General features: G+C 56.9%; 12 protein-coding genes. 9 read left to right on the forward strand and 3 right to left on the reverse strand.

What is annotated here, in order from left to right; translation table 11 throughout:
* Positions 1 to 6: 6 nt before the first annotated feature.
* Positions 7 to 921: a LysR family transcriptional regulator gene (locus AAAC48_RS04010; protein WP_340652931.1), complete on the reverse strand. Its 915-nt coding sequence runs from the start codon at positions 919 to 921 to the stop codon at positions 7 to 9.
* Between the two features lie 135 nt (positions 922 to 1,056).
* Between AAAC48_RS04010 and AAAC48_RS04015 the strand changes: the two genes are divergently transcribed.
* Both AAAC48_RS04015 and guaD read left to right on the forward strand, forming a co-directional pair.
* A complete protein-coding gene (locus AAAC48_RS04015) occupies positions 1,057 to 2,298 on the forward strand; it encodes a urate hydroxylase PuuD (RefSeq protein WP_340652932.1) in 1,242 nt (413 codons plus the stop codon).
* On the forward strand, positions 2,295 to 3,653 hold the full coding sequence (gene guaD / locus AAAC48_RS04020) for a guanine deaminase (protein ID WP_340652933.1): 1,359 nt from the start codon (positions 2,295 to 2,297) through the stop codon (positions 3,651 to 3,653). The genes AAAC48_RS04015 and guaD overlap by 4 nt, the downstream gene beginning before the upstream one ends.
* A gap of 43 nt (positions 3,654 to 3,696) precedes the next feature.
* Here the strand turns inward: guaD and AAAC48_RS04025 are convergent, their stop codons facing one another.
* Positions 3,697 to 4,551, reverse strand: a complete 855-nt coding sequence (locus AAAC48_RS04025) for an IclR family transcriptional regulator (RefSeq protein WP_340652934.1) — start codon at positions 4,549 to 4,551, stop codon at positions 3,697 to 3,699.
* A gap of 146 nt (positions 4,552 to 4,697) precedes the next feature.
* Here AAAC48_RS04025 and gcl point away from each other — a divergent pair, with 146 nt between their 5' ends.
* The 3 genes from gcl to AAAC48_RS04040 are packed head-to-tail and all read left to right on the forward strand — an operon-like array spanning position 4,698 to position 8,211.
* A complete protein-coding gene (gene gcl, locus AAAC48_RS04030; protein ID WP_340652935.1) occupies positions 4,698 to 6,482 on the forward strand; it encodes a glyoxylate carboligase in 1,785 nt (594 codons plus the stop codon).
* A 26-nt stretch (positions 6,483 to 6,508) separates the two neighbouring features.
* On the forward strand, positions 6,509 to 7,324 hold the full coding sequence (gene hyi, locus AAAC48_RS04035) for a hydroxypyruvate isomerase (protein WP_340652936.1): 816 nt from the start codon (positions 6,509 to 6,511) through the stop codon (positions 7,322 to 7,324).
* 2 nt (positions 7,325 to 7,326) lie between these two features.
* Positions 7,327 to 8,211: a 2-hydroxy-3-oxopropionate reductase gene (locus AAAC48_RS04040; protein WP_340652937.1), complete on the forward strand. Its 885-nt coding sequence runs from the start codon at positions 7,327 to 7,329 to the stop codon at positions 8,209 to 8,211.
* Positions 8,212 to 8,290: 79 nt separating this feature from the next.
* Here the strand turns inward: AAAC48_RS04040 and AAAC48_RS04045 are convergent, their stop codons facing one another.
* Complete coding sequence (locus tag AAAC48_RS04045) at positions 8,291 to 9,181, reverse strand: MBL fold metallo-hydrolase (protein WP_340652938.1); 891 nt, start codon at positions 9,179 to 9,181, stop codon at positions 8,291 to 8,293.
* A gap of 173 nt (positions 9,182 to 9,354) precedes the next feature.
* On the opposite strand from AAAC48_RS04045, the gene AAAC48_RS04050 reads away from it, so the two are divergent.
* The 4 genes from AAAC48_RS04050 to AAAC48_RS04065 form a co-directional block, all read left to right on the forward strand.
* Positions 9,355 to 10,287 carry a sugar kinase gene (locus tag AAAC48_RS04050; protein WP_340652939.1) on the forward strand — a complete coding sequence of 311 codons (933 nt, stop codon included), beginning with the start codon at positions 9,355 to 9,357 and terminating at the stop codon, positions 10,285 to 10,287.
* A gap of 93 nt (positions 10,288 to 10,380) precedes the next feature.
* Positions 10,381 to 11,271: a dihydrodipicolinate synthase family protein gene (locus tag AAAC48_RS04055; RefSeq protein ID WP_340652940.1), complete on the forward strand. Its 891-nt coding sequence runs from the start codon at positions 10,381 to 10,383 to the stop codon at positions 11,269 to 11,271.
* A gap of 37 nt (positions 11,272 to 11,308) precedes the next feature.
* A complete protein-coding gene (locus AAAC48_RS04060) occupies positions 11,309 to 11,968 on the forward strand; it encodes a GntR family transcriptional regulator (protein WP_340652941.1) in 660 nt (219 codons plus the stop codon).
* A 59-nt stretch (positions 11,969 to 12,027) separates the two neighbouring features.
* Positions 12,028 to 12,140 (forward strand): twin-arginine translocation signal domain-containing protein (locus AAAC48_RS04065; RefSeq protein ID WP_340652943.1); only part of this gene is annotated, 113 nt, incomplete at its 3' end.

Here is a 12,140-nt window from a genome sequence, read left to right on the forward strand (position 1 = left end):
CGTTGATTATTCCAGCATTGCGCTGACCAGGCGCTGACAGCGTTCCGTCATGAAATCGATCATCAGGCGCACCTTCGGATCCTGAAACCGCTTGTGCGGATAGATCGCCGCAAGCTGTATACTGGCTGGCGGGGTATCCGTGAGGATCGCCTGCAGCGTCCCCTCATTCAAATAGCTTTTGACCTCGAAGAGAGGCTTGTTGATGATGCCGCGACCTTCTATCGCCCATTGCGTCAACACATCACCATCATCGGAATCGTAAGGTCCACTGACTTCAAGCTTACGTGTCCCTTCGGGCATCTGCAGCGTCCAGAAATATTCCTTGGAACCCGGATAGCGCAACAGCAGGCAATCATGGTGGGCGGATATCAGCTCGTCGGGCGTGGCTGGCGTCCCCCGTCTTTCGAGATAATTCGGGGAAGCACAGATCACCCGCTCGCAATTCATGATGCCGCGCATGCGCAAGTTGGAATCTTCAAGGATGCCCAGCTTGAAGGCAACGTCGACACCCTCGCTCATGATATCGATGTTGTGGTCCGACAGCCTTAGCCGCACCTCGATGTCCGGATATTTGTCATGGAATTCCGGGATGCCGGAAGCGATCAGGCGCCGGCCGATCCCGAGCGGAGCAGTGATGCGGATCGCGCCTTTGGGCTTCTTCGACAAATCGGCAATCGCAGCCTCGGCCTCATTGATGGCTTCGATGATCTTCACCGCGCCCTCGTAGAATACCCGGCCATGTTCGGTCGGCGTCAGCTTGCGAGTCGTGCGATTGAAAAGCCGCACGCCGAGGTGGCGCTCCAGTTCCTTGATGCGATTGCTGGCAACAGCCGGAGAAGCGCGCTGATCGCGCCCGGCCGCAGAGAGGTTTCCAAGTTCGACGACGCGAACGAAAACACGAAGATTATCAAGGTAGGACATGGTTTTCGCTTACCCGCTTACACTGTCTGATGATCTAGCATTTTAAAGATTTTTTTGAAAGAGATGGGTACATTAGGGTGTTTCACATGAGCATAGGCTTTGGCACATACTCCCTGCGATAAAAGGGAGAGCCGCATGTACGAATTTGCCATTGCCTGGGACTGGATGAACTTCGCCGTCCGCTGGTTGCATGTCATTACAGGTATTGCCTGGATCGGCTCGTCCTTCTATTTCGTCGCGCTCGATCTCGGTCTGCGTCAACGTCCAGGCCTTCCTGCCGGAGCGTATGGCGAGGAGTGGCAGGTTCACGGCGGCGGCTTCTATCACATCCAGAAATATCTCGTGGCGCCCGAGCAGATGCCCGAGCACCTGACCTGGTTCAAATGGGAATCCTATGCGACCTGGTTGTCCGGCTTCGCCATGCTTTGCATCGTTTATTATGCGGGCGCTGACCTCTATCTGATCGATCCGCATGTACTGGACGTGTCGCGGCCCGTGGCTATCGCGATCTCGCTCGCTTCGATCTTCGGCGGCTGGATCGTCTACGACACGATCTGCAAGTCTCCGCTCGGCAAGAACGACACGCGCCTGATGGTGCTGCTCTATTTCGTGCTGGTCGGCATGGCATGGGGCTACACCCAGCTCTTTACCGGGCGCGCTGCATTCCTGCATCTGGGCGCATTCACTGCGACCATCATGTCCGCCAACGTGTTCATGATTATTATTCCCAACCAGAAGAAGGTTGTTGCAGATCTCATCGCAGGCAAGGTTCCGGATCCCGCACTCGGCAAACAGGCCAAGCAGCGTTCGACCCACAACAATTACCTGACGTTGCCAGTGCTGTTCTTGATGCTGTCGAACCATTATCCGCTGGCGTTCGGCACAAAGTACAACTGGATTATCGCCTCGCTCGTCTTCCTCATGGGCGTCACGATCCGCCATTGGTTCAACACCCGTCATGCCCGCAAGGGCGAGCCGACCTGGACCTGGCTGGTAACGGTGATCCTTTTCATCGTCATCATGTGGCTTTCGACCGTCCCAAAGATCCTGTCGGGCGAAGGGAGTGAGGAGAAGGTTTCTGCGGCCCAGCAACCCTTCATTGCGGCCGAAGCCTTTCCCAAAGTGAAGGACACGATCCTCGGGCGCTGTTCGATGTGCCACGCCAAGGAGCCGGGCTGGGAGGGCATTATCGCGCCGCCGAAAGGTGTCGTCCTCGAAACCGGCAGTCAGATCGCGGCGCATGCCCGCGAGATTTATCTGCAGGCGGGGCGCTCGCACGCAATGCCACCCGCCAATGTGAGCGGCATCACCGACGAGGAGCGGCGCCTCCTCGCCAGCTGGTACGAGACCACAGTTCAGGGAGGAACAATCCAATGAGTAAACTGCTTTTACGTGGCCGGGTGCTGACCTTCGTCGATGAGCCAAAAAGCATCGACGATCACTCTGCCTACAGCTATTTCGAGGAGGGTGCCGTCCTGATCGAGAATGGCAAAATCGCCGAAGCCGGTGAATATGCAGCGCTTGCTTCGGTTGCTGGCCCGCAGGCCGAAGTTGTGGACCACCGCCCGCATTTAATCCTTCCCGGGTTCATCGACACCCACCTGCATTTCCCGCAGACGCAGGCGATCGCCTCCTATGGCGCACAGTTGCTCGAATGGCTGAACACCTACATCTTTGTTGAAGAGCAGAAATTCTCGTCTACGGCGCACGCTGATTTTATTGCCGGGCGGTTCATGGATGAATTGCTCCGCAATGGCACGACATCGGCCGTCGCCTACTGCTCGGTTCACCCTGAAAGCGTCGATGCCTATTTCACGGCCGCCGCAAAGCGCAACATGCTAATGATCGGCGGCAAGGTGATGATGGATCGAAACGCACCCGACGCGCTGCGCGACACGCCGCAATCCGGTTATGACGACACCAAGGCTCTAATCGCAAAATGGCATGGCCGTGGCCGTGCGTATTATGCGATCAGCCCGCGCTTTGCGATCACCTCCACACCGGAACAGATGGAAATGAGCCGGGCGTTGGTGCGCGAACATCCGAAATGCTACGTGCAGACACATCTTTCCGAAAACAAGGACGAGATTGCCTTTGCGACGTCGCTCTATCCGTCAGCGAGGGATTATACGGACATTTACGCCAACTACGATCTGCTGGGATTAAAGACGCTGCTCGGTCACTGTATCTTCCTGTCGGACCGCGAAATCTCGGTCCTGGCCGAGACCGGGTCGGTTGCCGTGTTCTGTCCGACGTCCAATCTGTTCCTCGGCAGCGGGCTCTTCGATCGCGACCGCTTCCGCAATCTCGGCGCGCGCACTTCGGTTGCAACCGATGTTGGCGGTGGGACAAGTTTCTCCATGCTGGAAACCATGAGCGAGGCTTACAAGGTTCTGCATGTGCAGAGACAGCGGCTTTCGCCATTTGCGTCCTACTACATGATGACGCTTGGCAATGCCCGCGCGCTCGGCCTCGAAGATCGCATCGGCTCGCTGCAGCCAGGAGCGGATGCTGATATCACCATCCTCGACAGCCACGCCAAACCGGCGATGGAATTGCGCATGCGCACCGCAACGACGCTGGCAGAGGAACTCTTCATCCTGCAAACGATGGGTGATGACAGGTCGGTGGCCGAAGTCTATGTCGCTGGCAAACCGATGAAGCGCGGGCTTGATAAGCCGGCCTCGGCGAATGTCCCCGCACGGTCCATACCGGAATTGCAGACCGCCTGATACGTCACAAAGGGGGGCGAAATGCTCCCCTCTTACTTTCAATCTAAAGCTCGTCCGGCCTTCTCCCGCCCATAGCGGTGGTGAGCTCGTCGGCAGTCCGGCGGATAACCGGACCAAGCACGTTGAGCTTATCCTTTGGCAAACGGACGGCTGGACCGGAAATCGAAATTCCGGCAATCGCTTCACCATGTTCGTTGAAGAGCGGCGCTGCGATACAGCGCATGCCAAGCGTGTGTTCCTCATCGTCGACCGACCAGCCGCGTGCGCGGATCAGTTGAATATCCTTAAGCAGGGCAGGCAGCGTATCCAGCGTGTGCTCGGTAAAATGGGGCAGGGTCTTGCCGCTAAGCATCTGCCCTATTTCGGTATCCGACCACGTCGAAAGGATTGCCTTGCCGATCCCCGAAGCGTGGATTGGTCCGCGTCGGCCAGGGCGAAAGAAGGCGCGCATCGGCGCATGGCTTTCGACCTGCGAAATGAAGACGACATCACCTTCATCCTCGATAGCGACATTTGCCGTCTCGCCGCATTCGTCCATCAATCGCTTGAGGAATGGGCGGCTGATCGTCCCAAGTTTGCGATAGCGAAGAAAGGCATTGCCGATTTCGAATGCGCGCACGCCGATTGTCCAGTCACCCGATTCTGGATCATGGGTCAGCATTCCATGATTGGCGAGCGACGTGAGCAGGCGGTGAACCGTGGAAGGTGCCATGCCGCTCACGTCAGCGAGATCGGTCAGCGTCGAACCGTCATTGTCCGCAATGATGCTGAGAAGACTGAGGCTGCGATCCAGAACCTGGACTGAGGAGGGTGCCGAATTCTCGCCGGCTTTGCGACCCCGTTTGCCTTTTGATGATGCCGATTGCGAAGCCATGGGTACCCCAGTGTCCTTTTTCATTTATTTCTCTTTGGCATAGCTGCGATGGATCCATTTTACCAGTTTTGTTGAAAATCTTTATTTCCGTATAATGGAAATGAATTCCAAAAATAGATTGATTAGATGTCAGAATGGATTATGCTCTCATCAAATCTGGAGGAATGATCATGACCAAAATGCGTGCCGTCGATGCTGCAGTTCGTATCCTTGAGAAAGAGGGAATTGATTGCGCCTTTGGTGTACCGGGTGCTGCCATCAATCCGTTTTATTCAGCGCTGAAAGCCCGTGGCTCGGTTCGCCATATCCTTGCGCGTCATGTCGAGGGCGCTTCCCATATGGCTGAGGGCTTTACCCGCGCCAACCATGGCAATATCGGCGTGTGTATCGGGACTTCGGGTCCGGCCGGCACAGATATGATCACCGGTCTCTATTCTGCATCGGCGGACTCCATTCCGATCCTGTGCATCACAGGGCAGGCGCCGCGTGCCCGCCTCGACAAGGAAGATTTCCAGGCCGTCGATATTGCATCAATTGCCAAGCCCGTGACCAAATGGGCAGTGACGGTGATGGAACCTGGCCTCGTTCCCTATGTTTTCCAGAAGGCCTTTCACATCATGCGCTCGGGCCGTCCGGGCCCGGTGCTGATCGACCTGCCGCTTGACGTCCAATTGGCGGAAATCGAGTTTGATCCCGATACCTATGAGCCACTGGAAGCCTACAAGCCTGCCGCCACGAGGGCACAGGTGGAGAAGGCGCTGGCCATGCTGAATGAGGCCAAGCGGCCGCTGATCGTTGCCGGCGGCGGCATTATCAATGCAGACGCCTCCGATCTTCTGGTCGAATTTGCTGAAATCACCGGCGTTCCGGTTATCCCAACGCTGATGGGCTGGGGCACGATCCCGGACGATCATCGCCTGATGGCTGGAATGTGCGGCCTGCAGACATCGCATCGCTACGGCAATGCTACCATGCTTGCATCCGACTTTGTCCTCGGGATCGGCAATCGCTGGGCCAACCGCCACACCGGCAATGTTGCGACTTACACGGAGGGAAGAAAATTCGTTCATGTGGATATCGAGCCCACCCAGATCGGCCGGGTGTTCTCGCCTGATTTCGGCATCATATCCGATGCAGGCAAGGCCTTGAAACTCTTCCTGGACGTTGCGACCGAGTGGAAAACCGCTGGCAAGCTGCGCGATTGGTCCAACTGGGCCGAAGAATGCCGCGAGCGTAAGCGGACGATGTTGCGCAAGACCCATTTCGACCAGACACCGTTGAAGCCGCAGCGCGTCTATGAGGAGATGAACAAGGTATTCGGCCGTGAGACCTGCTACGTGACGACCATTGGGCTCAGCCAGATCGCCGGCGCGCAGTTTCTGCATGTCTACAAGCCACGCAACTGGATCAATTGCGGCCAGGCCGGACCTCTTGGCTGGACGCTGCCTGCAGCACTTGGGGTCCGCGCCGCCGATCCGAACCGGCCCATTGTAGCGCTCTCAGGAGACTATGACTTCCAATTCATGATCGAGGAACTTGCTGTTGGTGCACAGCACAAGCTGCCGTATCTGCATGTCGTTGTGAACAATTCATACCTCGGCCTGATCAGGCAGGCGCAGCGCGGTTTCGATATGGATTTCGAGGTCAGCCTTGCCTTCGACAATATCAATGCCTCCGGCGATGCAGAGAAGGGCTATGGCGTCGATCACGTTGCTGTCGCTGAAGGTCTTGGGTGCAAGGCCATCCGTGTTCGCAGCCCGAACCAGTTCGCCGATGCATTTGCCCAAGCGCAGGCCTTGATGGACGAACACCAGGTGCCGGTCGTGATCGAATTCATCCTGGAGCGCGTCACCAATATCGCGATGGGAGCGGATATCAATGCGGTCGTCGAATTCGAAGACCTTGCCGAACGCAACGAAGACGCGCCGACCGCGGTTGCCGCATTTCTCGACTAAAACTCAAACGATTTCGGGAGACACGAATGCCCAGATTTGCCGCCAATTTGACGATGCTCTTCAACGAAGTTCCGTTTCTCGAACGCTTCGCCCTTGCCAGTGAGGCGGGATTTGAAGCGGTCGAATACCTCTTTCCATACGATTATAAGGTCGAGGAATTGAAGCGGGAATTGGCCGAGAATCAGCTCGTTCAGGTGCTTCACAACCTTCCCGCTGGCAATTGGGCGGCAGGCGAGCGTGGCATTGCGGTCCTGCCGGATCGCATCGACGAGTTCCGTCGCGGGGTTGCAACCGCGATTGATTATGCAACGGCTCTCGGCTGCATGCAGATCAATTGCCTTTCGGGAATTGCACCGAACGGCATGGCTGACGATATTTTGCGCACAACCTTCGTGCACAATCTCCGGCTCGCGGCGCAGGAGCTGGGTAAATGCGGTATCCGCCTGCTGATCGAGCCGATCAACAACTACGATATTCCCGGCTTCTACCTGAATACAGTCGAACAGGCGGCCTCGATCATCGAAGAGGTCGGCAGCGATAATCTCTTCATTCAGTACGACCTCTATCACCAGCAGCGGACGCGGGGCGAACTCGTCGCGACCTATGAACGGCACAAGCAACTCATCGCGCATATCCAGCTTGCCGACAATCCGGGCCGGAACGAGCCTGGCACAGGCGAGATCAATTATCCATTCGTGTTCGGCGCGTTGGACCGTGCCGGATACGAGGGGTGGATCGGCTGTGAATACAAACCAAGGACAGAAACGCAACGTGGGCTTGGCTGGTTGAACGAAGCTTCGACGACCCAAAAGCACGCGGACATCATCAGGATCAGGAGCTGAACATGGCGGAGATAGGTTTCATTGGGCTGGGTATCATGGGCACGCCGATGGCGCGTCATTTGCAGGATGCAGGGCACGACATCTACACCTCGAAATTCTTCATCGAACCGAAGCAGGAACTCATCGACAACGGTCTGAAGATCGTCGAAAGCCCGAACGCCTTGGCCGAAAAGACCGACATCATCATCCTGATGCTGCCGGACACGCCCGAAGTGAAAGACGTGCTCTTCGGTGAAAATGGCGTGGTATTCGGGCTGAAGCCCGGAAAACTCGTCATCGACATGAGCTCGATCTCGCCCATCGAGACCAAGGAATTTGCCAAGAAAGTTCGCGAGACCGGTAGCGAATATATTGATGCACCCGTCTCCGGCGGCGAAGTTGGTGCCAAGAATGCGACGCTCAGCATCATGGCCGGTGGTACGCAAAGTGCCTTTGACCGCGCCCTGCCGCTGTTCAAGCTGATGGGTAAGAACATCACCCTCGTTGGCGATTGCGGCGATGGACAGGTAACCAAGGTTGCTAACCAGATCATCGTAGCGCTGACAATCGAAGCCATATCGGAAGCGCTCGTTCTTGCGTCAAAAGCTGGCGCCAACCCGGCTCGTGTCCGTGAAGCCCTGATGGGCGGGTTTGCGTCCTCGCGCATTCTTGAGCTGCATGGCGACCGCATGATCAAGCGGACGTTCGAGCCCGGTTTCCGGATCTCGCTGCATCAGAAGGATCTCAATCTGGCATTGCAGAGTGCCAGGACGCTTGGTGTGTCGCTGCCGAATACGGCGTCGACGCAAGAACTGTTCAACAGCTGCGCCGCCAACGGCGATAGTGGCCTCGATCACTCTGGTCTGGTGCGTGCGCTTGAGCGTATTGCCAATCACGAAGTCGCCTGACCACGATCAGAGACCAAAAATGATTGGCGGCGGTTGCCGGCACCACGCTGGCAGCCGCCCGTTCATTTTCTCGAAGAGATCAGTCCCATTTGGGCGTGCTCAGGGCATTCAATGGTATCTTCAAATAACGCTGTCCATTGGCTTCGGCCGCGGGCAATCGTCCGCCATTGATGTTGATCTGAAGCGCGGCCAGAATGAGTTTGGGCATCGGCAGTGTCCTGTCCCGCGCTTGCCTCATAGCGATAAATTCCGCGTCGGACTTGCAACGCGCGACGTGAATATTGCTGGATTTCTGGTCGGCGACTGTACTTTCCCACAAGGGCTCTCGACCGCCGGGCTGATAATCATGGCCGACGAAGAGTCTTGTCTCGTCCGGCAAGGCGAGGATGGCTTCGATCGACCGCCACAACTGCTCGGCGCTTCCGCCAGGAAAATCGGTGCGTGCAGTCCCGCTGTCCGGCATGAACATCGTATCGTGGACGAACGCGGCGTCGCCGATTACATAGGTAATTGATGCCAGGGTGTGACCGGGCGAAAACATCACTTTCACATCGAGGTCACCAATGCTGAACTGGTCACCGGCTTCGAAAAGTCTGGACCATTGGGTGCCGTTAGCAGCAAAATCCGGCCAGTTGTAAAGATCCTTCCAGAGTTGCTGAACCTTGACGACATGGGCACCAATCGCAGTCGGGGCTCCCGTTCGAGACTGCAAATAGTCAGCCGCCGAAAAGTGATCCGCGTGCGGATGCGTTTCCAGGATCCATTCGACCTTCAATCCATTCGCTTCCACATGGTGCAGAATATTATCGGCGTTGATAGTCGCAGTTGCCCCTGATTTTTCATCAAAGTCGAGAACGGCGTCGATAATCGCGCAGTGTCTGGTGCCTGGATCACTCACGACATATTGGACGGAGCTGGTCCGTTTGTCGAAAAATGCATGAACGTCCGGTTTTATGGCGGCTTCTATCATTTTTGCACGTCCCCCGACTTGAAGGTCAGCACAACTCTCTCTGGTTTTGCTTCGCAATGTCAATTGGCGTGCTGCAATTCTCTGCATACACTTATTGCCAAGGATTGGCTCAGGCCGCTAACTGGGGCACATCTCGTGTGCTGCCCCATTGACCGTAAATGAAGGTTTCAACCATGCCCAATCCGACAAAGTCGAAACTCCTCTGTGTCGGCGCGCTGACCATGGATACGATTTTCCGGCTGGACCGGCTGCCACCCGGACCGGGGAAATTCATACCTTTGGAAGCTGTCGAGATCGCTGCCGGCATGGCGTCGAGCGCCGCAGCAACTATTGCCAGGCTCGGTGGTGATGTCTCACTTTGGGCCTCTACCGGACAAGACGATATTGGGAGGCGGGTTATTGCTGACCTGACGGCCGAAGGCGTGGACTGCTCCCATGTCCGCCGCATCGACGGTGCCCGTTCCGCCTTCTCATCCATTTTCGTCGACGCAGCCGGGGAACGGATGATCGTGCCGTTCTATGATACTGCTCTGCTGTCGGCACCTGAAGTGATGCCGCCGATCGCAGAAGGAGCATTCGACGTGGTGATGACCGATGTGCGCTGGCCACTGGCCGCCGCACAGGCGCTGAAGGCCGCACGGTCAGCCGATGTTCATGGTGTTCTCGACGCCGATACGGCATCGCTCGAAACACTGGAAATGCTGCTGCCTCTCGCCTCGCATATCGTCGCCTCTGAGCCGGCAGCGGAACTGGTGACCGGCGAGACCGACCCGGAAAGGGCAACTGTAGCGCTTGCGGCGCTTTATGGGCGTGATGGTGCATTTATTGCCGTGACTGGTGGTGGCAGGGGGTGCTTCTGGTACGACGAACTCGAAGGCGAAGTGCGCCACATGCCGGCCTTTCCGGTGAACGTCGTCGACACGCTTGCAGCCGGCGATGTCTTTCATGGCGCATTCGCCCTGGGCCTCGCGCGAGGCTATCCAATATATCAGATCATGCGCTTCGCCAGCGCTGCCGCGGCAATCAAATGTTCCCGCTTTGGCGGCCGTCGCGGCGCGCCGACAAAATCCGAAGTCACCGTCTTCCTGGCTGAACAGCAACTCTGACGATTGACCAGTTGTGAAAAGTCAGTGTAGACACATTGACATTCAACTAACATGTTAGTATGTCTTTAGTCGTAAACAAGTTGGGAGAAGAAATTGCCTGGGGTTGATCGATTTGGACTTTCCGCCGCGCTGACCACGCCTTTCGATGCCGAAATGCGCGTCGATGTTCCAAAAGCTGTCAACCATGCCCGACACTGTCTGGATAGCGGTTGCAGCAGCGTGACCCTGTTCGGGACGACAGGCGAGGGCTCTTCGATTGGCAGCGCGGAACGCGAGGTTGTTCTCAACGCGTTTCTCGAGGCGAGCATTCAGTCCACGCAGATCGTCGTCGGCGTCATGGCGAATTCCTATGTCGATGCCGCAGGGCAGTCCCGTTTGGCGCTCGTTGCCGGGTGCCGTGGCGTACTTCTTGCGCCGCCGTCCTACTTCAAGAATGTCAGCGATAATGGATTGTTCGTCTGGTTCTCGTCGGTCTTCAAGGAAATCGGTGCATCGGCGAGAGACATCATTTTGTACAATATTCCTTCAGTGACGGCCGTTGAAATCTCCGTCGATTTGGTCTCGCGGTTGAGGGAGGCGTTCCCGAGTGTAGTCGCGGGCGTCAAGGATTCGTCGGGCAACTGGAGCTACACCGAAAAACTCCTCGCGAAGCACAAGGATCTCGCGATCCTCATTGGTGACGAGCGCGATCTCGCTGCCGGCGTGCGCCTTGGAGGACAAGGCGCGATCTCGGGCATTGCGAATCTCTATCCGTACCGGCTGCTGCCAATGATCAATGAGGGGCGCGAGGATCCGGCAATGATCGAAGCGGTCAACGAGCTCCTGAAATTCCCCGTCACGCCAGCAGTCAAGGCGCTGGTGGCGCATCATTCGGGCGATGAGGGCTGGCGCCGGGCGCGTGCACCATTGCAAGCTTTGTCGGATTCCGACTTCAAACGGCTGACCAGTATCTTCGACCGCTTGTTTGTGGCGGCTGCTGCGTAATAAAGGGAGTATTTACAGGATTCGTCGGGAGGACGGCATGGACGATGGCAACGAGCCGGTAAGACTGCGAGAGAAGGCCTATGCGAGCTTCACGGAGCATCTTCTGGCCCGTGATATCAATCCGGGGCAATTTGTATCGCAGCGCCAGCTTGTGGCGATGACGGGGATGCCGCTCGGAGCCATTCGCGAACTGGTGCCGCGTCTGGAGGCCGAAGGGCTGGTCAAGACCATTCCGCAGCGCGGCATCCAGATTGCGCATATCGATCTCAACCTGATCCGCGAGGCGTTCCAGTTTCGCCTGTTCATGGAAAAGGAGGCGATTGCACTCTTTTGCCTCTCCGCATCCGACGACTTGCTGGCGAGTCTGCGCAAGGAGCATGAAGACACGCTGCAGGAAGCCTTGCAGGGAAGAGAGACGCCCGAGCTCGAGCTTCGGGCTCAGACAATTGACTGGAACCTGCATGAAACGATCATCGATTCCCTCGGGAACGAGATCATCGCAAGGGCATACCGCATCAACGCGATCAAGATGCGCCTGATTAATCAAGAGCGGTTCCGTATCACCGGCCGCGTCGTGCCGGTCATGCGCGAGCATCTTGCAGTGCTGACGGCAATCGAAACCCGCGATCCGCAGACGGCAATGGACGCGATAGCAGTGCATATCAACAATGCAAGGAATCTCGCACTGAAACTTTAAATCGTACGAGGCAGGTAATGGGAGTTGCTGCTTCAGAGGAACCAAACGAGGAGGAAACAATGAGCATGAACTTCATCAAACCGACACGCCGCCAGTTCCTGGCCGGGTCGGCGGCGCTCGGTGCCGCAAGCATCACCGGATTAAAGCCAGCTTTCGCCAATGTCGACTGGAA

The sequence above is a fragment of the Phyllobacterium sp. genome (assembly GCF_037994405.1).
GTDB lineage: Bacteria > Pseudomonadota > Alphaproteobacteria > Rhizobiales > Rhizobiaceae > Phyllobacterium.

What these genes read in the sequence shown, in the direction of transcription:
- gcl (WP_340652935.1), top strand. Translation starts at nt 4,698, where the DNA reads ATGACCAAAATGCGTGCCGTCGATGCTGCAGTTCGTATCCTTGAGAAA.
- AAAC48_RS04015 (WP_340652932.1), top strand. Translation starts at nt 1,057, where the DNA reads ATGTACGAATTTGCCATTGCCTGGGACTGGATGAACTTCGCCGTCCGC.
- guaD (WP_340652933.1), top strand. Translation starts at nt 2,295, where the DNA reads ATGAGTAAACTGCTTTTACGTGGCCGGGTGCTGACCTTCGTCGATGAG.
- AAAC48_RS04060 (WP_340652941.1), top strand. Translation starts at nt 11,309, where the DNA reads ATGGACGATGGCAACGAGCCGGTAAGACTGCGAGAGAAGGCCTATGCG.
- AAAC48_RS04050 (WP_340652939.1), top strand. Translation starts at nt 9,355, where the DNA reads ATGCCCAATCCGACAAAGTCGAAACTCCTCTGTGTCGGCGCGCTGACC.
- hyi (WP_340652936.1), top strand. Translation starts at nt 6,509, where the DNA reads ATGCCCAGATTTGCCGCCAATTTGACGATGCTCTTCAACGAAGTTCCG.
- AAAC48_RS04025 (WP_340652934.1), bottom strand. Translation starts at nt 4,551, where the DNA reads ATGAAAAAGGACACTGGGGTACCCATGGCTTCGCAATCGGCATCATCA.
- AAAC48_RS04040 (WP_340652937.1), top strand. Translation starts at nt 7,327, where the DNA reads ATGGCGGAGATAGGTTTCATTGGGCTGGGTATCATGGGCACGCCGATG.
- AAAC48_RS04010 (WP_340652931.1), bottom strand. Translation starts at nt 921, where the DNA reads ATGTCCTACCTTGATAATCTTCGTGTTTTCGTTCGCGTCGTCGAACTT.
- AAAC48_RS04045 (WP_340652938.1), bottom strand. Translation starts at nt 9,181, where the DNA reads ATGATAGAAGCCGCCATAAAACCGGACGTTCATGCATTTTTCGACAAA.